Source organism: Streptomyces sp. ISL-1, assembly GCF_018614585.1.
Lineage (GTDB): Bacteria > Actinomycetota > Actinomycetes > Streptomycetales > Streptomycetaceae > Streptomyces > Streptomyces maoxianensis.
Genome location: NZ_JAGGOI010000034.1, coordinates 121,612 through 145,481, shown reverse-complemented (window position 1 = coordinate 145,481; position 23,870 = coordinate 121,612). Strand labels below are relative to the sequence as shown.

General features: G+C 69.7%; 22 protein-coding genes. 6 read left to right on the top strand and 16 right to left on the bottom strand.

What is annotated here, in order from left to right:
- Positions 1 to 5 precede the first annotated feature (5 nt).
- The 16 genes from J7E87_RS25010 to J7E87_RS24935 form a co-directional block, all read right to left on the bottom strand.
- Positions 6 to 1,073, bottom strand: a complete 1,068-nt coding sequence (locus tag J7E87_RS25010) for a glucose-1-phosphate thymidylyltransferase (RefSeq protein ID WP_215096764.1) — start codon at positions 1,071 to 1,073, stop codon at positions 6 to 8.
- A complete protein-coding gene (locus J7E87_RS25005) occupies positions 1,070 to 2,140 on the bottom strand; it encodes a glycosyltransferase (protein WP_215096763.1) in 1,071 nt (356 codons plus the stop codon). The genes J7E87_RS25010 and J7E87_RS25005 overlap by 4 nt, the downstream gene beginning before the upstream one ends.
- Positions 2,141 to 2,329: 189 nt before the next feature.
- Positions 2,330 to 2,956: a response regulator transcription factor gene (locus J7E87_RS35970; RefSeq protein WP_215096762.1), complete on the bottom strand. Its 627-nt coding sequence runs from the start codon at positions 2,954 to 2,956 to the stop codon at positions 2,330 to 2,332.
- Between the two features lie 214 nt (positions 2,957 to 3,170).
- Complete coding sequence (locus J7E87_RS24995; protein ID WP_215096761.1) at positions 3,171 to 3,833, bottom strand: GPP34 family phosphoprotein; 663 nt, start codon at positions 3,831 to 3,833, stop codon at positions 3,171 to 3,173.
- A 43-nt stretch (positions 3,834 to 3,876) separates the two neighbouring features.
- A complete protein-coding gene (locus J7E87_RS24990) occupies positions 3,877 to 5,175 on the bottom strand; it encodes a YcaO-like family protein (protein WP_215096760.1) in 1,299 nt (432 codons plus the stop codon).
- Positions 5,176 to 5,275: 100 nt separating this feature from the next.
- A complete protein-coding gene (gene lanKC / locus J7E87_RS24985; RefSeq protein ID WP_215096759.1) occupies positions 5,276 to 7,882 on the bottom strand; it encodes a class III lanthionine synthetase LanKC in 2,607 nt (868 codons plus the stop codon).
- A 60-nt stretch (positions 7,883 to 7,942) separates the two neighbouring features.
- Positions 7,943 to 9,613, bottom strand: coding sequence for a daptide biosynthesis intramembrane metalloprotease (gene mpaP, locus J7E87_RS24980; RefSeq protein ID WP_308313071.1), 1,671 nt, complete (start codon positions 9,611 to 9,613; stop codon positions 7,943 to 7,945).
- The gene (locus tag J7E87_RS24975) at positions 9,610 to 10,353 is read right to left on the bottom strand and encodes an ABC transporter permease (RefSeq protein ID WP_215096758.1); all 744 of its coding nucleotides are present in this window, start codon (positions 10,351 to 10,353) and stop codon (positions 9,610 to 9,612) included. Before J7E87_RS24975 ends, mpaP begins: the two co-directional genes overlap by 4 nt.
- Positions 10,346 to 11,083, bottom strand: coding sequence for an ABC transporter ATP-binding protein (locus tag J7E87_RS24970; RefSeq protein ID WP_215096757.1), 738 nt, complete (start codon positions 11,081 to 11,083; stop codon positions 10,346 to 10,348). The genes J7E87_RS24975 and J7E87_RS24970 overlap by 8 nt, the downstream gene beginning before the upstream one ends.
- 187 nt (positions 11,084 to 11,270) lie before the next feature.
- The gene (locus tag J7E87_RS24965; RefSeq protein WP_215096756.1) at positions 11,271 to 11,441 is read right to left on the bottom strand and encodes a daptide-type RiPP; all 171 of its coding nucleotides are present in this window, start codon (positions 11,439 to 11,441) and stop codon (positions 11,271 to 11,273) included.
- 58 nt (positions 11,442 to 11,499) lie between these two features.
- Positions 11,500 to 11,670, bottom strand: coding sequence for a daptide-type RiPP (locus J7E87_RS24960; protein WP_215096858.1), 171 nt, complete (start codon positions 11,668 to 11,670; stop codon positions 11,500 to 11,502).
- A 100-nt stretch (positions 11,671 to 11,770) separates the two neighbouring features.
- Positions 11,771 to 12,997 carry a daptide-type RiPP biosynthesis dehydogenase gene (mpaC, locus tag J7E87_RS24955; RefSeq protein WP_215096755.1) on the bottom strand — a complete coding sequence of 409 codons (1,227 nt, stop codon included), beginning with the start codon at positions 12,995 to 12,997 and terminating at the stop codon, positions 11,771 to 11,773.
- The gene (gene mpaD / locus J7E87_RS24950; RefSeq protein ID WP_215096754.1) at positions 12,994 to 14,286 is read right to left on the bottom strand and encodes a daptide-type RiPP biosynthesis aminotransferase; all 1,293 of its coding nucleotides are present in this window, start codon (positions 14,284 to 14,286) and stop codon (positions 12,994 to 12,996) included. Before mpaD ends, mpaC begins: the two co-directional genes overlap by 4 nt.
- Positions 14,283 to 15,110, bottom strand: coding sequence for a daptide-type RiPP biosynthesis methyltransferase (mpaM, locus tag J7E87_RS24945; protein ID WP_308313070.1), 828 nt, complete (start codon positions 15,108 to 15,110; stop codon positions 14,283 to 14,285). Before mpaM ends, mpaD begins: the two co-directional genes overlap by 4 nt.
- Positions 15,111 to 15,114: 4 nt before the next feature.
- Positions 15,115 to 16,206 (bottom strand): daptide biosynthesis RiPP recognition protein, encoded by a 1,092-nt coding sequence (gene mpaB / locus J7E87_RS24940; RefSeq protein WP_251017956.1) that lies wholly within the window; start codon positions 16,204 to 16,206, stop codon positions 15,115 to 15,117.
- 32 nt (positions 16,207 to 16,238) lie between these two features.
- A complete protein-coding gene (locus J7E87_RS24935) occupies positions 16,239 to 17,201 on the bottom strand; it encodes an LLM class flavin-dependent oxidoreductase (protein ID WP_215096752.1) in 963 nt (320 codons plus the stop codon).
- Between the two features lie 309 nt (positions 17,202 to 17,510).
- On the opposite strand from J7E87_RS24935, the gene J7E87_RS24930 reads away from it, so the two are divergent.
- Genes J7E87_RS24930 through J7E87_RS24905 form a run of 6 tightly spaced genes read left to right on the top strand, consistent with a single transcriptional unit; the run spans position 17,511 to position 23,769 of the window.
- Positions 17,511 to 18,560 carry a glycosyltransferase gene (locus tag J7E87_RS24930; RefSeq protein ID WP_215096751.1) on the top strand — a complete coding sequence of 350 codons (1,050 nt, stop codon included), beginning with the start codon at positions 17,511 to 17,513 and terminating at the stop codon, positions 18,558 to 18,560.
- Positions 18,557 to 19,894, top strand: coding sequence for an NDP-hexose 2,3-dehydratase family protein (locus J7E87_RS24925; RefSeq protein ID WP_308313069.1), 1,338 nt, complete (start codon positions 18,557 to 18,559; stop codon positions 19,892 to 19,894). The genes J7E87_RS24930 and J7E87_RS24925 overlap by 4 nt, the downstream gene beginning before the upstream one ends.
- Positions 19,888 to 20,862 (top strand): NAD(P)-dependent oxidoreductase, encoded by a 975-nt coding sequence (locus tag J7E87_RS24920; RefSeq protein ID WP_215096750.1) that lies wholly within the window; start codon positions 19,888 to 19,890, stop codon positions 20,860 to 20,862. The genes J7E87_RS24925 and J7E87_RS24920 overlap by 7 nt, the downstream gene beginning before the upstream one ends.
- Positions 20,859 to 21,971 (top strand): DegT/DnrJ/EryC1/StrS aminotransferase family protein, encoded by a 1,113-nt coding sequence (locus J7E87_RS24915; RefSeq protein ID WP_215096749.1) that lies wholly within the window; start codon positions 20,859 to 20,861, stop codon positions 21,969 to 21,971. The genes J7E87_RS24920 and J7E87_RS24915 overlap by 4 nt, the downstream gene beginning before the upstream one ends.
- On the top strand, positions 21,968 to 22,552 hold the full coding sequence (locus J7E87_RS24910) for a dTDP-4-dehydrorhamnose 3,5-epimerase family protein (RefSeq protein WP_215096748.1): 585 nt from the start codon (positions 21,968 to 21,970) through the stop codon (positions 22,550 to 22,552). The genes J7E87_RS24915 and J7E87_RS24910 overlap by 4 nt, the downstream gene beginning before the upstream one ends.
- Complete coding sequence (locus J7E87_RS24905; RefSeq protein WP_215096747.1) at positions 22,552 to 23,769, top strand: class I SAM-dependent methyltransferase; 1,218 nt, start codon at positions 22,552 to 22,554, stop codon at positions 23,767 to 23,769. Before J7E87_RS24910 ends, J7E87_RS24905 begins: the two co-directional genes overlap by 1 nt.
- Positions 23,770 to 23,870 lie beyond the last annotated feature (101 nt).

Below are 23,870 nucleotides of genomic sequence, written 5' to 3'. Positions count from 1 at the left end.
GTGTCTCAGGAAGCGATCTGGACCTGGCTGTGATCACCGAGAACCAGACGGTGTGCTCGCGGTGCCCGGACCGCCCCGGAGACGTGGACGGAGCGGCCGATGAGCGAGCTCTCGATACGGCCCGCGTCCTCGATCCGGGATCCCTGGAGGACGATGGAGAACTCCACCTCGCTGCCGCTGATCCGGCACCCGTCGGCGACGGAGGTGAAGGCCCCGATATGGGAGTCGCTGACGACGGTGTCGGCCCCGATGACAGCGGGGCCGACGATCCGCGACCTGACGATCCGGGCGCCGGGCGCGATCCTGACCCGGCCCACGATCTCGCTTGCCTCGTCCACCCATCCCGCGACGGCCGGCTCCACGGTCTCCAGCACCGCGCGATTGACCTCCAGCATGTCGGACACGTTCCCGGTGTCCTTCCAGTAGCCGGTGATGATGGTCGCGCCGACGCTGTGGCCGGAGTCGACCAGCCACTGAATGGCATCGGTGATCTCCAGCTCGCCGCGCCGCGAGGGCGTGCAGGCGGCGATGGCCTCATGCACCGTGGGGGTGAAGAGATAGATCCCGACCAGGGCCAGATCGCTCCGCGGCTCCCGGGGCTTCTCTTCCAGGCGCATCACGGCGCCGTCCGGGTCGAGTTCGGCGACCCCGAACATCGAGGGGTCCGCGACCTTGGTGAGCAGAATCCGGGCATCCGGCCGCTCCCGGCGGAACTCCTCCACCAGGTCGGCGATCCCGCCGACCACGAAGTTGTCACCGAGGTACATCACGAAGTCCTCGTCACCGAGCCAGTCGCGGGCGATGAGCACGGCGTGGGCCAGCCCGAGGGGGGCCTCTTGCGGCAGATACGTGATCCGGGCCCCGAAAGCCGAGCCGTCGCCGAGCGCGGCCCGAATCTGCTCGGCGGTCCCGCCGACGACGACACCTATCTCGGTGATGCCCGCCGCGACGATCGACTCGATGCCGTAGAAGAGCACCGGCTTGTTGGCGACGGGCACGAGCTGCTTGGCGGCGGTGTGGGTGATGGGTCGCAGCCGGCTGCCGGTTCCGCCGGCGAGAACGAGTGCCTTCATCGGCTACCGGCCCCCGCCAGGGCCTCGGCGCACTCCGCCGCAACCGTGTCGAGAAGGGCGAACAGCCTCGGCTGGTTCCGCCGCACCAGGGAAGTGACGCGCTCCGCGTGTTCGGCGGTGGCGCAACGGAGCGGCTGAGCCAGGATGAAGCGGTTCTGCTGCCGGACGACCACGAGGTCCCGCCAGAGTTCCTGCGACGCGCACTCTCTGGCCCGGGCGATGTCCGCCGCCGGGTCACCGTTCCAGCCGAGGGGCTTGACGAACTGGCCGTCCGCCGCCAGCCGCGCGAGCCAGTCGTCGGTGTCCGCGAGCTGGGCGGCCCGATGCGCGGCGTCATCGCGCCCGCTGCGCAGGAGTTGGAGCATCGTGTGCGCCGCGCGGGGCTCGTCGAAGACGGCGAGCCGCAGCTGGTGCCGTGGCGATATCCGGTGCCGGCGCGAGCCGCTGTCGTCAAGCAGTACGGTCGTACGGTCGGCCACCGTGGTGAAGCGCGCCCCGGCGTCGGTCATCCGCAACCACAAGTCCCAGTCCTCCATGCCCGCACCGGCGCGCCAGCCGCCCGCCCGCTCCGCGAGTCCGCGCCGATGTGCCACCCGCGACGGTTCGAAGACCACTCCGAGGAGCTGAAACTCGGGGTGCCAGCACATCTCGTACGGCTGCGACGCCGCGGTCGGCGCGCCCTCCGGGTCCCGCAGTTCGAAGCCGGTGGCCACCAGTTCGGCACCGCGGTCGATCAGCGAGAGCACCACCTCCAGGTGGTTCTCGCGCCATTGGTCGTCGTGGTCCAGGTAGGCGATGACCGCACCACGGGCCTCGGCCAGCGCGAGGTTTCGGGGGCCGCTGGGGTGGCCGTGGCGTGGGGTGCGCAGCAGCCGTATCCGCGGATCGGTGCGGGCGGCGTGGCGTACCCAGTCATCGGTGTCGTCGGAACTGCCGTCGGACACCACCAGCATTTCCCAGTCGGTGACGGATTGGGCGGTCACCGATGCGAGGGTGTCCAGAATGGGCCGGGACCGGTTGAATGTCGGGCAGATCACCGATACGCGGGGTCCGCTGGAGGGCTCCATCTGTGCAACTTTCCGCGCGGTGAAACTGAAGGTCTGCGTGGGGTGCACCGGTGCCGGTGAATTGTGCGACGAGAAACAAACTCAATCCGAATTCGCGGCAGCGCGGCGCTTGGCAAAAGTAGCGCCAAGCGCCGCGTGGGCGCGCCCGTCGGGGGTCGAGTCATTCCCCGCCCTGGGACGGGGCCCGGGTCATGCCGCCGCGAATCGGACCGGCAACGTGTGTGAATGCCAGAGAACCGCAAGCTGTGACCGGTCTCGGCAGCGCAGCTTGCGCAGCACATTCGACACATGGAACTTGACCGTGCTGCGCTCGATGGTCAGTTGCTCGGCGATCTCCGAGTTGGAGAGGCCCTCGGCGACCAGTGCGGCCACGCCCTTCTCCCGGTCGGTGAGCAGCGTGACCTCGGCCGACGGCGGCTCCGGCAGTCGCGAGCGGCCCATGCGGCCGGACAGCAGCGTGGGCACGAGCTCCGGGGAGACCCAGCCCCGTCCGCTCAACACCTCGCGCACCGCGGTGACATAACCGTGGTCGGGGTCGTCGCGGTCGATGATGCCGGCCACCCGGGCGCAGGCCGACGACCGCCAGAACCCGTCATGGCGGCCGTTGACCAGAACGATGACGCGCGTTCCCCACGGGGCGAGCGAGGGATCCCCGTCCAGTGCTCCCGATTCCACCACCGCGATGTCAGCCGGGGTGGTGGGCTTCGCCGCCCGGCCCTCTTCCCACCCGGACACGAGCCACCCCGGCGCTGCCAGCACCTCGGTCATCCGGCGCCGCAACGAAGGAGAATTGATGACAAGAAAGATTCGTTCCATGCTTCCCCGTAATTCTGATGCACAGAGCGGTCGGAAACCCGGGCCGGTCAAGCCCAGTTGTCCCCCGCGACAACCTTGATCAGTGACGAAGAAGTTAACACACGCAGCCACCTGCGCGAATGGACGAAGTCGGGTGGGACCGAGTAAGCCCGGAGAATTGAGGAAGAGCTGAGGAAGCGTCATCCCGAGAGCAACTCGGTGCGCCTGATAGGCCTTAGATGCCCGTATTGGTCACCCCGACGGCCGTCGATGCCGAAAAGGCCGTCAGCGCCACGAACACCGAGTCCACCAACTGCTTCATGGCCGGCTCGGCCCAGTGACCCTCGGTCAGCTCCGCCACGCGCTTGTCGACCGCCGCCTGGTCGGCCTCGGCGAACACCAGCTTGTGCAGGCCGCCGCTGTGCAGCAGCACCAGCAACGCCGCCGTGCGCGCGTCCGGCTCCTGCCCCTCAAGCACCGCCGCCGTGAGCTTTCGCCGCACCTCCTGCTCGACCGTGCCGTCGGCCTCCGGGTAGCGGTTCGTGGGGAATATCCCCCAACGCCGCGCCCGCTCCTCACGGATGACGCCCTTGTCGAGCAGCCCCAGCCGGGCACCCTCGACGGCTTCCTTCTTCAGCCGGAAGATCCACGCCTGAGCGTCCTCCCGCTTGTCCTGCCCGGCGATCCGCTTCAGCGTCTCGTCCAGAACCGGAATCCCCAGCGGAGTGGGGTCGGTGGCGACAAGGTGGTCGCCGTCCATCCGGACGCGGGCCGCGAGCGCCAGCTCCAGCACGGAAGCGCTGGAGATCATGTACTCGGACTGCGCCTGCAGATGAGGGGCTCCGGTGGTGTCGTCGAGCGAAAGGAGCATGATCTGCTCGCCGAGTGTGGTTTCCATACTTATGGTCCTCTCCTACTGCTGATCTGCGAAACGTTCCTGATCATGGCAAGGGGTGGGGGCGGTTCCGGCAGGCGGGCCTCCCATCGGCGGCCAGTCCTGTCCGCGACTCCGCCGTCCGCAGCCGTTCAGTGTTCCAACTGAAGCCGTACGACTCGGTCATCCGCAGCTGTTGGTACCCGACCGGGACCACCTTCACCGCCGCCCAGCCCATCTCCCGCAGTGCGACGGGAAGTCGGCCGGTCAGGTCGATGGCAAGCGGGTCGGCGCCGTCCGCGAGGAGGCCCCCCACGATGGCGGCGGTCGTCACCGCGCGCTCCGTACGAGGTCCACGCGGGCCCCGGAACCCGCCGGCCCACTCACTGACCAGATCGAAACACTGCCGGGAGGCGACGTACCGCAGCCGGTCGTCATCGTCCACGATGTCGGACGGGGCCTCGCCGTAGCCGTGGCTCTCGCGTTGGTTCACCACCGCCGAGCGTATCTGGAGCGCCTCCTGAAGTGCGCCCAGCATGCTCCAGCCGACCTGGTCCGTGGCATTGCAACCGACGGTCGCCAGCGGCTGCGGGCCCGTCTCGTCGATGATCACTCCGACGGTGCAGACCACTCCGGGGACGGCCGTCGGCAGATCCGCGACGACCGGTACGAGCCCCGCCCGACGGGCACTTGCCCACAGCCGCAGCAGGCTCCGCCAGTGTGCGTTCTCCCTGCCCCTGCGCACCGGGCCTGCCTCGACGGCGTCGACATCGATGCGCAGCGGGCGCAGTCGGCGTTCCCAGGCGACGAGCAGCGCGTCCCGTTCGATCATCTCCAGCAGGGCGGAGCGCAGCGCCATGTCGTATCCGTGCCCGGATGCCGCTCCCGAAGGGCCGGGGTCGAAGCCCTCCGCTTCCTCCGTGTGCGCGGGGTAGTCGACCAGGCCCGCGGGGACCAGGATCTCGGCGCCGTCCCTGAGCCGGTGCGTCGGGTACCACGTCAGGGTCCGCTCCGCATTCCGCGAGTCGCCGAGGGCAACGCCCGCATCGCTGAAGGACAGCGCACGCGCGCCGAGGGCGGCCCGGGTGGCGCGGACGGTGCCGTGGGGCATGTCGTCATCGGGGAAGAGCGCGTACCGCTCCACCGCTTCACCCGCGCCGCGCACCAAGGCGTCCATGCGCGAGTGCCCGTACGCGCCGACGACGCACGGCGACAGCGCGTGCCCGGTGTTCTCCGCCCTTCCGGTGCCACGGGAGAGCCTGACGAGGGCCCGCCACAGCAGATCGTCCGGAGGTGTGGGGGGCAGCATCCCGGACTTCTCCGCAAGGCCGTTGTGCGGGTCGAGTGTGGCCAAGAAGTCGATCACGAGAGAGTTCCTGCCGTGCTGCGAGAGGCGGGTGGGCGTGCGGAGAGGGAGAGGGCGATCCCGGACAGGGGATCCGGCCCGGCTCGCCCGGTCGGGGGGATCAGAAGAACGGCAGCCGTGAGCGTCGCTCGCTCAGCGCGGCGCTGAGCGCGAGGAGCACCCCGGCGGTTCCGGTCGCCAGATCGGAGGAGATCCGCAGGCACTCCTGGCCGAGGAAGGCGGGACGGCCTTGGTGGCAGACTGCGTGGAGGCCGAGGCCGGCCACGTGCCGACGCAGTACGGGGTCGGCGTCGCCGGAATGCTCCACGCGGCTCGCGGCGCCCGTACGGTTCGTGGTCTCTGTCAGGTGCAGACGCGTCATGATGACGCCCGCGCGCCCGTTCAGCAGACCCGCCTGCGGAACGAAGGAGAGCTCGGTCGCCGCGCGGATGGCGTCCCGCGCCTGGGCCAGCTCCGGGTCCGGGCGATGCGCCAGCAGGTCGTGCAGCACCATGCCCGTACCACCGCTGCCCGCGATCAACGGCAGTCTTCCCGCGGCCCGTTCCGCGAACGGAGCCCCCGGAGTCCAGCCGAAACCTGCGAGGTCGCGCCGCAGCGCCTGGGCCGCACGATCCAGCAAGGCGGTGTCCCGGGTCTGTTCGTACAGGCGCAGCAGGAACAGTGCGCTGCCCGATTCCCCCCGCAACAGCCCTGCGGCCGGGCGGTTGGCGGGTCCTTCGGTTGCCGAGGCCGCTGCCGCCGAGGTCCCGTCGGCAATGAGCCCGGCGATCTGGACCGTGCGGTCCAGCAGTGCCGGCTCGCCCGTGGACCCGGCGAAGTGCAGCAGGGTCAGCCCGATGCCGGAGAGACCGCCGTAGAGGCTGGGGTCGAGGCCCCGCAGAGGGGCCTCGGTGATCCGGTCGAGGAGTTCGCGTGCGGTGTCGGAGCGGCCGAGGCGGTCCAGCGCGTAGGCGATGCCGCCCAGTCCGTTGTAGAAGCCGGGCCGCGGGTCCTCCAGGCTGCGCACGCCGTCGACTAGCCAGTCGAGGTGGTCCTCGGGGACCTCCACCCCGGCCTCGCCGAGTGCCCAGAGCACACCGGCGGCGCCGTGGGCGAGGCCCAGCCCGCCCTCCGGGGTGAAGAACTGCTCGGCATCGCCGGGGAAGAGCCGGTCGTCGCGTCCCGTCTGGGCGGTAGCGAGGACGCTTTCGCCGAGGGACCGGAGCAGCGCGGGCCGGTCTGCCGTTCCGCGTGCGGACCACACGGGCTCGCTGCCCCGCTCTTCGCCGGCGCCGTCGTCGGTGACCGCCGGGTGGGTCGCGAGCCCAAGATCGCGGCGCACGCGCTCCGCGAAGTCCTCCGGCAGCCGGTAGGACGCGGTGATGAGGTCGATCAGCTGGTCGGCCTTCTCCGGGGCCCAGGGCACCGCGGCCACCATCGGCGCGAAGAGCGCGAGCCGCAGGCATCCCAGCGCATAGCGGTCGATGGCGAATCCCGAGTAGCCCGCCGGAGCGATGAACCCCACGGCTCCCATGGTCTGCGCGGGCTTGGCCTCCGGTGAGCCGGCCGTCTCGAAGTCGATGAAGACGACCTGCCCGTCGGGCCGGACGAGGATGTTGCCGGGGTGGAGGTCGGCAAAGACCACCCCCCGGTCGTGCATGCCGTCGAGCCCCCGCTCGATCTGGTCGAGTACGTCCAGGGCCCAGCCGGTGTACTCGGCGATGTCCTCGGTGGAACTGACCGCATGAAGCAGCGGGTTGCGCCGGACGAGCTCCTTGGACAGCGGCGTCCCCTCCACGTACTCCCGCACCAGGAAGTAGTGTTCGTGGCCCTTGCGGTAGTCGACCAGGCGGGGAATGCAGGGCAGCCCGGTGAGCCGGCGCAGCGCCCAGTGCTCCTGCTCGTGGCGGGCGACGGCATCGTTCCCGTCCGAGTCGAGACCGGCGTGCGGGCGGGCCTCGCGCAGCAGAACGTCGGATCCGTCCCGGGTGTCCTTACCCCGGTACACCCCGCCGCCGTTGGAGAAGTGCACCGCCTTGGTGACGCGGTACGGGAAGTCCTCGAGGGTGCCCGCGTTGCGGCCGGCGATCGCCTCGGCCAGACAGGCGGGCGGCGTCACCCACTCGGGCGGCCGGAATCCGGGACCCCGGCGGTCGGGGACGAGTTCGCCGTCGGGATTCTCTATGCAGTAGATGAGTTCACCCGACTCGGACCGTATCGCCTGCAGGACGAAGCCTCCGTAGCGGACGTAGAGCGGTCCGGAGCGCCACCGGAGGTCGCTGAGGATGTACGGCCCCGGCTCACCGTCCAGCAGATCGCCGAGCTCGTGGAGGATCCGTTCGAAGTGCTCGTCGTCGAACGGGTAGATGGTGACGAACTTGCCGCTCGCGCTGCGGTCGCCGTACTTGCTGTTGCGCCGCTGGAGCAGGTGCCGGCCACGGATGAACTTGAACATCACCTGCTCGGTGGTGCAGTACTTCGCCACCACGTCAAGGATGTGCTCGGCATTGTCCAGGGTCGCCGAGACATGGATCTTCCAGCCCTGGCGCGGAAGCCTTGGATCCGGCGGGGTCAGCACCACCCACTCGGCGCCCGGATTGCGCTCCCAGCCCTCGGGCAGCGCTTCGTGGGCGAGAGCGAAGTCGTCCTCGGCCGCGGCACCCCGGGACGGCAGATCGAAGAACGGGGTGCCCGGGGGGCAGAAGTGCAGATGCCGAATGATGTCCATGACGTCCTGTGTCCTTTTCCCGTGCGCTGCCGACGGGTACGGGCATGACGGCCCGGGCCGTCAGCGAGCGGCCGGGGCGATGTACGAGAGGTAGAGCCACTCCCCGAGCGAGCGGCTCCCGGCCACCACGCGTGCTGTTCCGATGCGGTCGGCCGGAGCCGTGCCGACGGACAGCGGGAGAACCACGGCGGGCACGGGGACGGAGTCGCCGTCCCGCACCGGAATGAAGGCGGACAGCGGCGCGGTGGCCTTTACGGCCCGCCCCTGTCCGACGGTTGCGGTCCCGGTCTCGGTACGGGTGACCATCCCGCGGCGGAACAGCGTGACCGTCGCGCCTTCGGTGATCGCCTCGCGGTCGGCCGAGTCCGAGACCACGAGCGAGGTCCTGCCGTCCTCAACGACGTATCCACCGGTCACCGTGTACGGCACGGTGACCGTCGTCAGCGCGACACCGGCCACGACTGCGCTCAGCAGCGGCGCGGCGCAGATGCGCCACACCCGGGCCCCCGCCGTGCGCGCCTCGCGCAGCAACAACCGGCCGCCGTTCCAGGCGCGGTAGCCCAGATAGACGACGCCGACGAGCAGCACCGTCGCGCCGATGATCCCCATGCCCTGGAGCACGTCGAGCCAGAGCGTGAACGCCATCGCGATCAGATAGAGCGGGAAGAGCATGGAGGCCAGGCCGAACGGAACGGACCACCAGAGCCCGGGCAGTTCCCGGGTGTACCGGCCGCCGAAGAGGATCTTCGACAGGAAGCGGCGGGCATCGGTCATGGTGCGGTCCCGCAGGTGCGAGATGTCGAGATGCGTCATCAGCGCGATGTAGCCGTCGAGTTTGACGAAGGGCAGCAGATTGAGCAGGCCCGTCACATAGGTGGAGACGGCGAAGACGAGCATCCCGTGGCGCAGGCCGGGGTCACCGGCCGCGGGGCCGGCGGCCAGTGCGCCGAGGGCCACCGATCCGGCGATGACCATCTGGGTCACGATGCCGGCGAGAGCGACCTGGACACGCTGCTCCTTGCGGGGCAGCCGCCAGCCGTCGGACACATCGCAGAAGAACGCGGGCGTCAGGTAGAAGAGCATCACGCCCATCCGGCTGGGGCGTCCGCCGTGGTGGGTGAGGACCGCGCCATGGCCCATCTCGTGCAGCGCGGTCGCGACGAGTGATGCGCCGGCGACACCGAGGAGGACGTCCAGCGTCAGGGGGGTGCCCAGCGCCTGCTGAAGTACCGGGGCCTGAGCCGCGAGAGCCAGGAGACCGCCCAGCGCGAGGACCACTGCGAGGACCGCGCCGGTCCGGTTGGCCACCAGATTGAGCAGGGGCGCGAGCCGGGCCAGCATCCGCTCCGGCTTCACCACGGTGAACTGGAAGGTCAGCGGCGGTACGAACTTGAACCAGCTGCTGCTGCGTTTGGGCGGCCGCCCGTCCTCCAGGAGCCGCATCTTCCGCAGGTTCCCGACCGCCTTGTCGACCTCCGAGTCCGTCCAGGGCGGGCCAAGTGTCTCCGCCAGGGCCGCGTGATCGCGCTCCCCGTCCATCGAGTGCAGCAGCCGGACCATGTCCGCCCCCGCCCGGAGGTACTGCTGAGAGCCGCGCTGGACGACCCACGGGCCGCTGTCGGTGATCGGCTCGTGAACCCGGACGTCCGCGGCGAGGCGCGGTCTGGCCAGCAGCGCGCCCTCCCGCTCGGTTGCCGGCGCGGCACCGGCACCGGCCCGGCCGCGCCTCACACGACGTCCCGGGTCAGGAACATCTTGCGGGCGGCGAAGCCGACCACGGCCAGCCAGACGCCGATGACGGCCAGAGCGAGGGGCACCGAGAGCAGTTCGGGCTTGCCGTCCCGGTAGACCGAACTCATCGCGATCGTCATGGTGAACTTGCCCACCGCGGGGAGCAGTCGCAAAAGCGCCTCGTCGACGAAGAGCGTCAGCCCCAGCAGGACGGCCACCGAGGCGGTCTGGTTACGGATGATCCACCCGAGCAGCACGCCCCAGGGGGCGCCGAGCACGGTGACAACGAAGACGCCCACCAGGGTCAGGGTCGTCTCGCCGGTCCAGACGGGCCGGTGCTCGGTCGTGGACAGGAACACCTCGGGGGAGGCGGCGGCAAGGGCCGTGGCGAGCAGGGCGAACACCACGCCCATACCGGTGCCCACCAGCAGCTTCGCGCCCAGCAGGCGGCGGCGTCCGCCGCTCAGCAGTACGGACCGGGCGATCGCCCCGGAGTTGTACTCCTTGGTGACGAAGACAGCGCCGAACAGGGCGGAGAACAACAGCAGCATGAACCAGGAACGCACTACCTGGTCGGTGACGGCCTCGATGGTCTCCTGGCCGCGGGCGATGCTCTCGTCGGCCTGGGCGACATATCCGGTGCTCGCCAGGAACCCCAGAAACACACCGATCAGAGCCAGGCTCCACCAGGCGCGGCCGGTCCATGCCTTCGACCACTCGGCGGCTACCACGTTACGCATGGGCGACTTCTCCGGTTCCGGTCGTCTCGGCAAGCTCGAAAAAGCGTTCCTCCAGGCTGTGTTCTCCGGCGGAGGTGAGATCGCTGAGCGATCCGCAGTACCGCAGGGTCCGCTGGAGGATCACCACGTCGTCCACCGTCTGTTCCACTTCGGCGAGGAGGTGGCTGGACAGCAGGATGGTGCGGCCCTCGTCGGCGAGGGATCTCAGGAAGGTACGCAGCCAGCGGATGCCGTCCGGGTCGAGGCCGTTGGCCGGCTCGTCCAGTACCAGTAGTTCAGGGTCGGCGAGCAGCGCGCAGGCCAGGACGTGGCGCTGCTTCATGCCGGTGGAGAAGCCTTTGAGCCGCTTGTCGGCGCGGTCGGCGAGACCGACGCGTTCCAGCACCTCTTCCACACGCCGGTCCGGCAGACCGAGCATCCTGGCCCAGATCCTGAGGTCGCGGCGGCTGGACACGCCCGGCATCACACCGATCCCGTCCATGGTCACCCCGACCCTGTGGGCGGCATCGGGCAGTTCGGCGTAGGGCTTGCCGAACACGGTGGCGCGGCCGGAGGTTGGCTGCGTCAGACCGAGCAGCATGCGCAGGGAGGTTGTCTTTCCCGCACCGTTGCGGCCGAGAAGGCCGACGATCCGCCCCGGAGCGACATCGAAGGTGACGTCCTCCGCGGCTGTGAACGCGCCGAAACGCTTGGTCACGCCCTGGAAGGTGGCTACCGCGACACTACTCATGCGTTCTCCATACGAGCTTGCACAACGATCCGACACACACGCGCGATCAGACTGCGTTTTCTTGACACCGCGGTTCCTCAGTCGTCCAGCTGGGTATCGGATGGCCGGGAACCCGGTCCCCGGAAGGAAACGAGACTTCCTTCCGGGGCCGGGGTTCATCGGTTCACGCTGATCTCCGCGGACGGGATCAGGTGACGGCGACCGCGGACGCGACACCGCCGTAAACGGCGCTCACGGCGATCGAAGCACCGACACCGGTCTTGAAGTTGGACCAGAAGCCCGGGGCCTCCATGACCTCCAGCTCCTGCATGCCCAGCTCGAGCGCGGGCGTGATGTCCTTGTTGATGTTCTCCTGCATTGCGACACCTCCTTTCCTCGGCTCGTAGGGAATTCGGGCTGTCACCCGAACTCGTGCATCAGGTGGCGATGACGGTCGCGACGACGCTGTAGGTGACGGCGCCGCTGACACCCGCACCGCTGACGAAGCCGGTCACGGACCAGAAGCCCGGGGCCTCCATGGCCTCCAGCTCCTGCATGCCCAGCTCCAGCGCAGGAGCGATCTCCTGCGCGGCAGAGTTGTTCTGCACTGTTGTTCCCCCCTCTCCCCATGTCCGGTGGTGTGCTCTCTCCATCCGCAGGCGCCGGGCCGAGACCCTTCGCGTGCGGAAGCCTTGGTCGATCCGGCGGTCAGCAGCCGACCGGCGTCGAATCGTTCACCGCTCGTCCCAGGAGCTCCTCGATGTCGGCGGTGTTCAGTCCGTCGAGCATCGGCAGTCCCGCGCCCCAGGCGCGCACGGTGCGCTGGGCAATGGCGGTGAGCTGTTCCGGCTCCGCGGTGATCCGCCGTGCGATCCCCCAGGAGTCGATCAGTGCCGCGATCCCGGCTGCGGGATCCTCGGGCAGAGGTGGCGCGGGCCGCTCCGCGGACCACGGGTCGAGGGCGGCCGACCGCAGCCGCCGCCACAGCCCGTCCAGCCGGCGTGCCGAGCCGAGCCGCGTATCGCCCGCGGCGATGGCTCCCCACATGGGCGGCAGCAGCGCGGCGACCGCTGTCATCTTCCGCAGGCCCATGCCCGTCGAGAGCTCATTGGCGAGGTACCAGCCCTTGCCCGCGTACGGCACTCGGCCCAGCACCACCCAGCCGGCGTGGCTGAGGCCGCTCACCTTGGCGATCTCCGTCCGCAGCCGGTCGTCCGCGGGCAGGCCCCGGCTGCGGACGGCCCGCAGCTCGTGCCCGAGCTCCACCATCCGGACCGCGAGCGTCTGCGCCAGGGCGTCCTCGGTGGGCAGATCACGGTGGTCACCGATGTAGAGGCCGGAGATTCTGAACAGCACCTCCAGCACGCCTTCCGCGACGAGCGCCGGCGGCAGCGTGGCCGTCGCCGCCGGGTCGATCACCGCGGCATCCGGCCTGAGCGCGCTGCCCATGATCAGCCGCTTGCCCTGCTGGTACTCCAGGCAGGCGACCGCGCTCAGTTCGGACCCCGTGCCCAAAGTGGTGGGCACGGCGACCAGACGGGGCCCCCGGCTCTCCGGAGGCGGCAGCACGATCAGTCCGCTGCGCTGGGGCACCGTGAGCCGGGCCAGGGCTCCGGGGCCCGCCCTCAGCAGCACGGCCAGCTTGGCCCGGTCGAGCAGCGAGCCGCCTCCGACCGCGACCACCAGGTCCGTGCCCTCCAACTGCCGGGCCAGCTCGGTGATGTCGGTCAGCCGAGCGGGCCCGGTGACCGTGATCGTCCGCACCATCCGACCGGTGCGGACGATCTGCTCGCGGACCGAGGCGGCGATCGACGCGTCGGCGACGCCGCTGTCCAGCAGCAGAGTGACGTCACATGTGGGTTGGGTGTTGAGCCAGGCGGTGAGCCCGTCATCGCCGTACATCATCACCGTCGGGCAGTGCCAGCCAAGGCTCATGCTGCCGCCTCCGCCTTCGCGGAGCTCTGCGTGTACGCCGCGATTCCGGCGCGTACGCACTCCAGCAGCTCGGTCAACTCGGCCTCGGTGTAGGTCAGCGCGGGGAACAGCTGGATGCCCTGGACCCCGGGGTGCACGATGGCACCCGCCTCGCGGATGGCAGTGACCAGAGCGGGCACGTGGGCCTGAGGCAGCGGCGAGCCGTCAGCCGTGGTCAGGCGGATGGAACGGAAACAGCCCATTCCGGTCGTCCCGGACACCCGGGGCTCCTCGGCGGTCAGCCGCGCCAGTTCGGTGTCCATACGAGCCGACAGCCGTCGGCCCTGGGCCACCGCGTTCAACCGCCGCATCTCCTGGAGGGTGGCGAGGATCGCCGCACAGGTGACGGGAGTGCCGGCCTGCGTCTCCCCATGGGAGAGCATCGCGCCGGCGTCCGTGAAGGCGTCCGCCACTTGGTGGGAGGCGACGACGGCAGCCGCCGGCATGGTGCCGTTGGTCAGACCCTTCGACGTGACCAGTAGGTCCGGCTGCCCGGGCCACCGCTGAGAGGCGAAGAAGGTGCCGGTCCGGCCGAAACCGGTGGCCACCTCGTCGGCGACCAGCAGGAATCCGTACTCGGCACGCAGTCGCAGGAGTTCGGCGATGTACTCCTCGGTGAGCGGAACGGCGCCGGAGCCCAGCACCGGCTCGACCACGACGGCAGCGATCTGCGCGCCCTGGCGGGCCAGCAACGCCTTGATCTCGGCCGGCTCGTTGGGCGCCACATGCCGGACCAGCCGCTGGTCGACGCCGTAGACCTGCTGGCCCAGGTTGTCGCCGGTCAGCGCGAACCCGCCGAATGTCAGCCCGTGGTAACTACCGCGCAGGCCCACCACGACCTTGCGCCGGTCCTGACCGCGCAGCGCGTGGTAGTGCCGCGCCACCTTCATCACCAGGTCGTTGGCCGCGCCTCCGGAAGTTGAGAACAGCACCCGCTGGTAGTGCCGGGCTCCGCATACGTCGATCAGGGCCGCCGCGGCCCGGCGGGCGTAGACGTTCTCGTAGCGAAAGACGCTCAGATACGAGGCGTCGCGAAGCGCCTCGGCCCCCGCGTCGGCGATGGTCCGGTTGCCGTAGCCGATGTTGGTGTTCCACAGGCCACTTGAGCCGCACAGCAGCTCACGGCCGTCGGCGTAGCGGACCCGTACGCCCTGCGCCGATACGGCGCACAGCTCGTCGGTGCCCTGCTGTGCCTCGCCGAGCAGGGAGGGCCACAGGGCCCGCCCGGAACCCGTGCCGGTGCCTGTCATGCCGTCACCCCTACTTCCAGCAGCACGTCGCGATAGCGCCAGGCGCCGGGCAGCGGGTGTCCGGACAGAACCGTCAGACCGGCGCGTCCGAGCTCCGCCCCCAGCTGATCGACGGGCAGTACGCCGACGGTGGTGGTGCACACCGTGACGGGGCCCTCGTCGCCGATCTCGGCGGGAAAAATGGTGACGGTGCGGGTGTCGGCCCCGGCGGGCCAGTAGTCGTGCATCCGGTAGGCACGTCCGCCGGCACCGACCGCTGCGATCACGGCCTCCGGCACCGCCTCTGCGGCCTCGGGGTCGTCGGGGGTCACGATGTCAACGGTGGAGAGCAGGAACCGGCCGCCCGGTGCGAGATGTTCGCGCACCGCCGCGTACAGGCCTGCCCGGCCTTCCTCGTCGAGCAGCGAGATCGAGGTCGTGCCCAGCACGATCACCTCGAAGCGGCGGCCCAGCGCGAAGGAGCTCATGTCGGCCTGGACCGGAACGCAACGCTCCCGCAGCCGTTCGGGTGCCTCGGCCAGCCGCTCGGAGAGCAGCTCCAGCATGGCCGCCGACAGTTCCACCGCGGTGACCTCGCGGCCGAGAGCGAGCAACGGCATGGTCAGCCGGCCGGAACCGGCGGCGAGTTCGAGTACGGCGCCCGGGATACGGCGGACCAGCGCGACCAGCTCGCGCACCTCATGGGTGTCCCGCACGGAGACGTCGTGGTAGACCCGCGAGCCGGTCTCGTCGTACACATCGTGCAGCTCCGCTCGGTCACCGAGCTGGGACACCAGCTGTCCTGCCCGGCCGGGGATGCTGAGGGGGGTCAAGGCGACGGCCACGATCTCACGTCCCCGCACCGAGAAGTTCGGGGGCGCACAGCAGCACACCGGCATCGGCGAAGAAGGACTCCACCTGACTCAGCCGGTCCCGGTCTGCGTGGCCGGCGGCGGTGTCCAGGGGGCCGCTCACCAGCAGCGTCTCCACAAGCTCGGCTGCCGCGTGGCTGACCTGGAACGTCCTGGCGGCTGCGGGGCTGTGCACGTAAGCGGCCTCGTCCGTCCACAGCAGCAGCGGCAGTTCGCTCGCACAGGCGTCTGCCGCGTCAGCCCGGTCGGCCGACGCGGGAACGAGGCGACCGCCGAAGCCGGAGACCCGTATGCCGGCCAGGCCCCGGGCACGCAGTTCCCGTACCGCCACGAGCGCGGCCAAGTACCGTCCCATCCAGGGGCGTTCTGCAAGCGCCCCTTCGCGGGTGTCCTCGGACACGGTCGCGCCGAGGGCGACCGCGCAGGGATGCGCGCTCCCTGCGTTTACGCGGTCCCACTCGGCCACGACGGATGCGAAGTCGTCGCCCAGCGAACCCAGTCGCCTGCCGCAGGGAGACGTGGACAGCTCCCCATCCGGCCCGACGTACAGCCGGGTCCGGGGGCCGTCCCCGACCGGGCCCGCTCCCAGCGCGGAGACATCCGCGAGCTGTACGGCGGGGTCGGTGACGAAGGGGGTGAACTCGCCCTCGTCACGCGCCCGGTCCGCATCGGCGAGGAAGGCGTCGAAGTCCGCTTCCTCCGTGACGCGGATCAGGGTCGCGCCGATCACCGACATGTAGGCGGAGACGGCGTAGTCCTGGGACTGGAGAAAGAAGTCGTCGTCGACGGACATATCGCCGCCGGGCTCGCTCAACGAGCCCTCGTAGCCGACGAGAAGAGGGCCGGCCTCCTGGCCGTCCGTGGCCGCGCCCGCGGGAGCACCGGGGCAGAAGATCACCGTGTGCGGTCCGACCAGATCCGAGCCGAGCAGCGTGGTCAGGTGCTCAGGGTTCTCCACAACCACCGTCGCGGCGCCCTCGTACGCGCCGTGGGCACGGCCGGGCAGCGCCCGGCCCACACCCCAGGACATCAAGTGCCGTTTGGCCACGGACATTCGGTTCCCGCTCATGCTTCCCACCCCCTTGTCCCTTTTCATCATCGTCATGACGCGACCGCGGCCAGAATGCTCTTGAGGTCGTCCATGGCCGCCTTCGCGCCGTATACGTTGAACACCCCGGTGACATTCAGGATGATCTCGTCCACTCCGGCTTCCCGGTATGCGGCGAGCTGCTCGACTATCCGGTCGATATCGCCATGCACGAAGGCGCCACCTTCGATCATCCGTTTCGCCGCTACCGGAAGCTCATCGCCCGATATGTCAATCCCGGCCTTTTTCAGCATGTCAATGTAATGCGGCGCCTGCATATGCCGAGAATTACTGGCGATCACCATGTCCGACGGCTCACGATCGGGCCTGTCCAGCGCCACAGGAACGATAGCCGACAGCCGAGGAACGGTACGCCCGGCCGTTTCCGAGCCCGCCTTCATGGCCGGCAGCACCGTATCGCACAGATAGGAGGCGGGTGTCAGCCAGGTGATGGCGGCGTCGGCGACCTCGCCAGCCAGCCGAGCCATTCCCGGCCGCAGCACACCGAGGCCCAGATCTATCCGCGGCGATATCGCGGGACCCATCTCGGCATGGCAGGAGAAGTACTCGCCCTGGATATCCACCGTTTTCCCCGAGAGGAGACCGCGGACGATCGTCAGATACTCGCGGGCCGCCGTCAACGGGCTGGCGTACGGCGTGCCGAGCAGACTCTGCTGGAACGACCTGCCGCCCGGTCCGAAGCCCGCGATCACCGACTCACCCGTGGCCAGAGCCAACGACCTCACCTGGTGGGCGGCTTCGTACGGGTGGCGCAGCGGCATCAGCGTGACACCGAGACCGGTCGGCACCCGGAAACCGGCGCCGGCCGTCGAGGCAAACCCCTGGAACGGCTCGACCAGCATCGCCTGCCCCTGCCACAGCCGGTCCGCACCGGTCCATTCGACCAGGGCGGCGTACGGCAACAACTGTTCCGGCCTGCGCGGCAGAAACGGCATGAGCACCGAATACGCGGTCATTTGTCACTCCGACGTCGAATCACGCCCCCCAAAAAAAGAGGCGTATCGAATTCTTCCCCCGACAGCGTCGCGGCGGATCAGAGGACCGGAAACCCTGTGCGGGTTCCCGCCGAACCGGCCGGACAACAGCAAATGTATTCGCTCAGCGGCTTGCGCACCCCCGCCAGGAGAACAGTCTCTCCCCGTCCCGGGACGGGGAAAGGCCCTCTCCCTGAGCCGGCGGCCCGCCTCGGCACACATTCACCTTGAACCAGAAGGCCACTGTCGCCCATACTCCGACGCACCGGACCTTGGAAAGGCCACAACCCCATGCCGCCACGCCTCAGCGTGATATGCCCCACCTACAACCGAAGCAAAGCCATCCTGTCCACGCTGGAATCCGTGCGGGCACAGACAATGCGCGACTGGGAAATGCTTGTGGTGTCCGACGCGAGCGACGACGACACGGATGCGGTGGTCTCCTCGCTGGCAGCGCGGGACCGCCGCATTCGACTCCTGCGCACCGAGCGTTTCGGCTCCCAGTCCGGGCCGACCAATATTGCGCTGCGTGAAGCCGAGGGCGAGTTCATCGCCTACCTGGACCACGACGACCACTGGGAACCGGACCATTTGCTCCGGCTGTGGGAAGCCTTCGACGACGGCGCACGGTTCGTGGCAACCCGGGCCCGCAAGGTGAATGCCGCGGGGGCGGTGATTGCCACGGCCCATCCCTTGTCCATGTGCTGGCATCCGGAAATCCAGCTGATGAGCCCTCTGTTCGAGAATTCCTGCGCCGGACACGCCGCCGGACTGGCCGAGAAGGTGGGCGGCTGGCGGGAGTCACCGGTGGGCCTGGAGGACTGGGATCTGTGGCTGCGCTTCGCCGACGCGGGCGAGCGCTGCACGACCCTCCTCGACCGCACGGTCACGCTGCTGGACGATCCCGGCACCCGGACCCACGGCCTGGCGCGTGAATTCCGCCATGAGATCGCCCGGTTCGACGACGTGCGTACCGCCCGCGCCGCCTACCGGGCACTGTCCGACTCCCGGCTCCAGGAGCGGGAACTACTGGCCTGCGAGAAGGACCTGCTGGCCTGGTACGGAGCGCTGGCCGAGCGGGGCGAGCTGGTCCTGCCACGCGGCTGGCGGGGCGGAACGGGGGCGCTCGCGGCCGCGGTTGAGTCACAGCTGAGCGAGAACGGAACAGTGTGGAAGGGCCTGGCCATCGTCGCGCGCGACACGCATGTCTCGTTGTGCGTACCGCTGTCGACCATGACCGCGGAGCACGCGGAGCGCTATGCCCGGCTGTTCCGGGCCACCATGCACCACCAGATGGCCTTCCTCGAGGACGTGCTACCCCACGGGAGCGTGCTGCGGTGAGCGTCGGCGTGGACGCGGACCGGGCGGACCTGGCCGAGCTGCTGTGCTGGGTCGACGACGCCCGGGACCGTATGTACACCCGGGTCGAGCGGGTACCACTGGACGCCCTGGCCGACTGGGACACCGACGCCGCGGACGGCGCCATCCGGCACCGCAGCGGCCGCTTCTTCTCCGTCGAAGGGCTGGACGTCAGGTTGCCGGGGCATGCGATACCCCACTGGCAGCAGCCGATTATCCATCAGCCGGAGATCGGGATGCTCGGCATCCTGGTCAAGCGGTTCAACGGCGTACCGCACTGCCTGATGCAGCTCAAGCCCGAGCCGGGCAACTGGGGCGGGCTCCAGATCTCCCCCACGGTTCAGGCCACCCGCAGCAACTACACCGGGGTGCACCGCGGCGCCCCGGTCCCCTATCTCGACCACTTCCGGGACGGCGCCGCCCGGCACCGGGTCATCACGGACGTACGGCAGTCCGAACACGGCTCGTGGTTCTTGCGCAAACGCAACCGGAACATGGTCGTGGAGGTCACCGAAGACGTCGAGGCGGTGCCCGGCTTCCGCTGGCTGACTTTCACCGAACTCCGGCAGCTGCTCCGCGTCGACGACCTGGTGAACATGGACACCCGCTCCGTGCTCTCCTGTCTGCCGCGCGCGGCGACCACGGAAGAGGCCTCGCTGCACACGACCGGCGAACTCCTCGACTGGATCTCCCACTTCCGGGCCCGCTCCGGGATGAGGGTCGAACGGCAGCCGCTCCACCTGCTCGCCGGCTGGCGGCGCGACGCCGAGGGAATCTCGCACGAGAGCGGCAGGTTCTTCGACGTCATCGGGGTGCGGGTGGAGGCCGCCGGCCGCGAGGTCAGCCGCTGGAGTCAGCCGATGATCGCCCCGCGGGGGACCGGGGTTGTGGCGTTCCTGATGACGCGCATCGACGGCATACCGCATGTACTGGCCCAGTTGCGGGCGGAGCCGGGATGCGCGGATGTGGCCGAACTGGCGCCGACCGTGCAGTGCACTCCCGGGAACTACGAGGTGCTGCCTGCGGCCGCTCGCCCGCCGTTCCTGGACGCAGTGCTGGGCGCCGGACCCCGGTCGATCAGATTCGACACGACCCTTTCCGACGAGGGGGGCCGCTTCCACCACTCCCGCAGCCGCCATCTCATCGTCGAGCTCGACGAGCGGGCCGAGCGCCCGGAGCACCCGGACTTCCGTTGGCTGACACTCCGTCAACTGCAGGAACTACTGGGCCACAGCCGCTACGTGAACATGCAGACCCGCAGCCTGCTGGCCTGCCTGCACAGCCTGACGCATCCGATCGAGACCACGGCATGGTGAACCGCCCACTGATCACCGTGCTCGGCGCCTCGGGTTTCATCGGCTCCGCCGTCGTCGCGGCTCTCTCCCACCGCCCCGTCCGGCTGCGGACCGTGGCCCGCCGACCGGCCGCCGTGGCCGACGCCGGCCGCACCACGGCCGCCATCGAGCACCGCACCGCCGACCTCACCCGGCCCGGCGTCCTGGCGGAGGCAGTGGCCGGCTCGGACGCGGTGATCCACCTCGTCGCGCACATCGGCGGCACAGGGACCTGGCGAACGACGGACGGCGACCCGGTGGGCGAGCGGCTGAACACCGGCCTGGTCCACGATCTCGTCGACGCCCTGCGGCAGGCGCGCACCGCGGGCCCGCCGCCGGTGGTTCTGTTCGCGAGCACCGCGACCGCCTCTGCCGATGGGGAGCCCGCCACCGCCTACGAGCGGCAGAAGCTCGCCGCGGAGCGGGCCCTCAGCGAAGCCACCGCGGAGGGTGTGCTGCGGGCCGGCGCCCTGCGGCTGTCCACCGTGTTCGGCCCGGGCCCGACGCCCACCGCCGCCGACCGCGGCGTCGTATCGGCGATGGCCAGGCGCGCCGTGGCGGGCGCGCCGATCACGATGTGGCACGACGGCACGGTGCGGCGCGATCTGCTGTACATCCAGGACGCGGCCGCGGCCTTCACGGCCGCGCTCGACCACGCTTCCGCTCTCGCCGGGCGCCACTGGCTCGTGGGCAACGGCCGCAGCACACCGCTCGGCGAGGTCTTCCGCGCCATCGCCGCCACCGTGTCGGACCGCACCGGCACGCCCCCCGTCCCGGTGCACCGGGTCGAACCGCCCGCCTACTCGTCGGCCGCCGACTTCCGGAACGTCACCGTCGATTCCGCGCCGTTCCGCTCGGTGACGGGCTGGGCCCCGCAGGTCCCCCTGTGCGAGGCCCTGGACCGTACCGTCACCGCGCTGACCGGCGCACATGGAAAGGACCTTGTATGACCACCTTCGTCTGGGACTACCTGCGGGAGTACGAGACCGAGCGCGCAGACATCCTCGACGCGGTTGAGACGGTGTTCAGCTCCGGTCGACTCGTGCTCGGCAAGAGTGTGCACGGCTTCGAGAGGGAGTTCGCGGACTTCCACGGAGCCCGGCACTGCGTGGGCCTGGACAACGGCACCAACGCGATCAAGCTCGCCCTCCAGGCCCTGGGAGTCGGCCCGGGTGACGAGGTGATCACCGTCTCGAACACGGCCGCGCCCACCGTGGTGGCGATCGACGCGGTCGGTGCAACCCCGGTCTTCGTCGATGTGCGCGAGGAGGACTTCCTCATGGACACGGACCAGGTCGCCGCAGCGATCACCGACCGGACACGCTGCCTGCTCCCGGTCCATCTCTATGGCCAGTGCGCCGACATGGACGCACTCAAGGGCCTCGCCGCAACGCACGGTCTGGCCCTTCTCGAGGACTGCGCCCAGGCTCACGGCGCTCGCCGGCACGGCCGTCAGGCGGGCACCTTCGGCGACGCGGCCGCGTACTCCTTCTATCCGACGAAGGTACTCGGGGCCTACGGCGACGGTGGCGCGGTGATCACCTCTGATGAGGACGTGGCCCGCCGACTGTGCCGTCTGCGGTACTACGGCATGGAGGAGCGGTACTACGTCGTCGAGACGCCCGGGCACAACAGCCGGCTCGATGAACTCCAGGCCGAGATCCTGCGCCGCAAACTCGGCCGGCTCGACTCCTACATCGAGGGCCGTCGCGCCGTCGCCCGGCGCTATGCGGAGGGCCTCGACGACACCGGCCTGGTGCTCCCCCGCACTACGCCGGGCAATGAGCACGTGTACTACGTCTACGTAGTCCGCCACCCCGAGCGGGACACCATCATCGAGGCACTGAAGTCCCGCGGCATCTCCCTCAACATCAGCTATCCGTGGCCTGTGCACACCATGTCCGGCTTCGCCCACCTCGGCTACTCCCGCGGAGCGCTTCCGGTCACGGAAGCCCTCGCCGGTGAGATCTTCTCCCTGCCGATGTACCCCTCACTGCCGCGCGAGGTGCAGGACACTGTGATCAGCGCCCTGCGGGACGTACTGGCGGAGCTGTCATGAAGGCTCGCGAACTCGCCGTACTCGGCGCGGTGGAATTCAGCCCCACCCGCTACCCCGACGACCGGGGCCTGTTCGTATCCACCTTCCAGGAGAAGGCCTTCACCGAAACTCTCGGCAGGCCGCTCTTCCCGGTGCGGCAGGCCAGTCAGAGCGTCTCCCGCCGAGGAGTGGTACGGGGCGTGCACTTCACCGCCGTGGCACCGGGCACCGAGAAATACGTCCACTGCCCGCGCGGCTCGGCCCTGGACTTCGTAGTGGACCTGCGCATCGGTTCACCGTCGTTCGGAACCTGGGACTACGTGGTGCTGGACGAGCGGAGCTTCCGCGCGGTGTATCTCCCCGCGGGCGTGGGCCACGCCTTCGTGGCCCTCGAGGACGACACGGTCATGTCCTATCTCATGTCGGCCGGTTACGTCGCGGAGCACGAACTCGCCGTATCCGTCCTGGATCCGGAGCTCGGACTGCCCATTCCCCGGGACATCACGCCGGTCCTCTCGGAACGGGACCGGCTGGCGATCACCCTCGCGGAGGCAGCCGACCAGGGCATGCTCCCGCGCTTCGCACACTCTCAGGAGAACTGATGACCGACTGCCGTATCTGCGCAGGACCTCTGACCGAGTTCCTCGACCTGGGGGCGCAGCCCAACTCCGATGCCTTCCCGAGACCCGGGGAGACCGACGGTGAGTTCTTCTTCCGGCTCGCGGTCGGCCGGTGCGGTTCCTGCACGATGGTGCAGCTGATGGAGGAAGTCCCTCGCGAGAGGATGTTCCGCCGTGACTACCCGTACCACTCCTCGGGCTCCTCGGTGATGCGGGAGCACTTCGAGAACACGGCGCGGCAGTTGCTCGCCACCGAGGCCACGGGGACTGATCCGTTCGTCGTCGAGATCGGCTGCAACGACGGCGTCATGCTGGCGACCGTCAGCGACGCCGGGGTGCGCCATCTGGGCGTGGACCCGTCGCAAGGCGTTGCCGACCAGGCGCGGGCCAAGGGTGTCCGGGTCCGTACCGCATTCTTCGAGGAGGCGACGGCGCTCGACATCGCCGCCACCGAGGGCCGGGCGGATGTCGTCTACGCCGCCAACACCCTCTGCCACATCCCGTACCTCGACTCGATCTTCCGCGGACTGGACGCCCTGCTGAAGCCGGACGGGGCATTCGTCTTCGAAGACCCCTACCTCGGCGACATCGTCGAGCGCACATCGTTCGACCAGATCTATGACGAGCACTTCTACTTCTTCACGGCCCGGTCGGTGCAGACCATGGCCCGCCGCTACGGCCTCGAGCTGGTGGACGTCGTCCGACTGCCCGTGCACGGCGGCGAGGTCCGCTACACCCTCGCGCGCCCGGGCGCCCGCGTGCCCACGGCGGCAGTGGCCGCGTTGCTGGCCGACGAAGACAGCAAGGCCCTCGCCGCGCCGGCCACGCTGGAGCGCTTCGCCGCCGAGGTCCGGCGCACCCGCGACGACCTGACCGCCCTGCTCACCCAGTTGCGCGCGGAGGGCCACCGGGTCGTCGCGTACGGCGCCACGGCCAAGAGCGCCACCGTCGCCAACTACTGCGGCATCGGCCCCGAACTGGTCTCCGTCGTCTACGACACCACCCCCGCCAAACAGGGCCGCCTCACCCCCGGTTCCCACATCCCGATTCAGCCCTCGGAGGCCTTCAGCGAGCCCTACCCGGACTACGCGCTGCTCCTCGCCTGGAACCACGCGGAGGAAATCATGTCCAAGGAGCGGGAGTTCCGCGCGATGGGCGGCAAGTGGATCCTCTACACCCCGAAGGTCCGCGTTCTCTGAGTGGCTGCCACCGTGACGCCGGAAACGAGCGGGAAATCACGGGAAACACCGGTCGATCACGTGGCCGGACATGCGAACGGCCCCTGACCGAGTTGCCTGAT

What these genes read in the sequence shown, in the direction of transcription:
- J7E87_RS25010 (WP_215096764.1), bottom strand. Translation starts at nt 1,073, where the DNA reads ATGAAGGCACTCGTTCTCGCCGGCGGAACCGGCAGCCGGCTGCGACCC.
- J7E87_RS25005 (WP_215096763.1), bottom strand. Translation starts at nt 2,140, where the DNA reads ATGGAGCCCTCCAGCGGACCCCGCGTATCGGTGATCTGCCCGACATTC.
- J7E87_RS35970 (WP_215096762.1), bottom strand. Translation starts at nt 2,956, where the DNA reads ATGGAACGAATCTTTCTTGTCATCAATTCTCCTTCGTTGCGGCGCCGG.
- J7E87_RS24995 (WP_215096761.1), bottom strand. Translation starts at nt 3,833, where the DNA reads ATGGAAACCACACTCGGCGAGCAGATCATGCTCCTTTCGCTCGACGAC.
- lanKC (WP_215096759.1), bottom strand. Translation starts at nt 7,882, where the DNA reads ATGGACATCATTCGGCATCTGCACTTCTGCCCCCCGGGCACCCCGTTC.
- J7E87_RS24975 (WP_215096758.1), bottom strand. Translation starts at nt 10,353, where the DNA reads ATGCGTAACGTGGTAGCCGCCGAGTGGTCGAAGGCATGGACCGGCCGC.
- J7E87_RS24970 (WP_215096757.1), bottom strand. Translation starts at nt 11,083, where the DNA reads ATGAGTAGTGTCGCGGTAGCCACCTTCCAGGGCGTGACCAAGCGTTTC.
- J7E87_RS24965 (WP_215096756.1), bottom strand. Translation starts at nt 11,441, where the DNA reads ATGCAGGAGAACATCAACAAGGACATCACGCCCGCGCTCGAGCTGGGC.
- mpaC (WP_215096755.1), bottom strand. Translation starts at nt 12,997, where the DNA reads ATGAGCCTTGGCTGGCACTGCCCGACGGTGATGATGTACGGCGATGAC.
- mpaD (WP_215096754.1), bottom strand. Translation starts at nt 14,286, where the DNA reads ATGACAGGCACCGGCACGGGTTCCGGGCGGGCCCTGTGGCCCTCCCTG.
- mpaB (WP_251017956.1), bottom strand. Translation starts at nt 16,206, where the DNA reads ATGAGCGGGAACCGAATGTCCGTGGCCAAACGGCACTTGATGTCCTGG.
- J7E87_RS24935 (WP_215096752.1), bottom strand. Translation starts at nt 17,201, where the DNA reads ATGACCGCGTATTCGGTGCTCATGCCGTTTCTGCCGCGCAGGCCGGAA.
- J7E87_RS24930 (WP_215096751.1), top strand. Translation starts at nt 17,511, where the DNA reads ATGCCGCCACGCCTCAGCGTGATATGCCCCACCTACAACCGAAGCAAA.
- J7E87_RS24920 (WP_215096750.1), top strand. Translation starts at nt 19,888, where the DNA reads ATGGTGAACCGCCCACTGATCACCGTGCTCGGCGCCTCGGGTTTCATC.
- J7E87_RS24915 (WP_215096749.1), top strand. Translation starts at nt 20,859, where the DNA reads ATGACCACCTTCGTCTGGGACTACCTGCGGGAGTACGAGACCGAGCGC.
- J7E87_RS24910 (WP_215096748.1), top strand. Translation starts at nt 21,968, where the DNA reads ATGAAGGCTCGCGAACTCGCCGTACTCGGCGCGGTGGAATTCAGCCCC.
- J7E87_RS24905 (WP_215096747.1), top strand. Translation starts at nt 22,552, where the DNA reads ATGACCGACTGCCGTATCTGCGCAGGACCTCTGACCGAGTTCCTCGAC.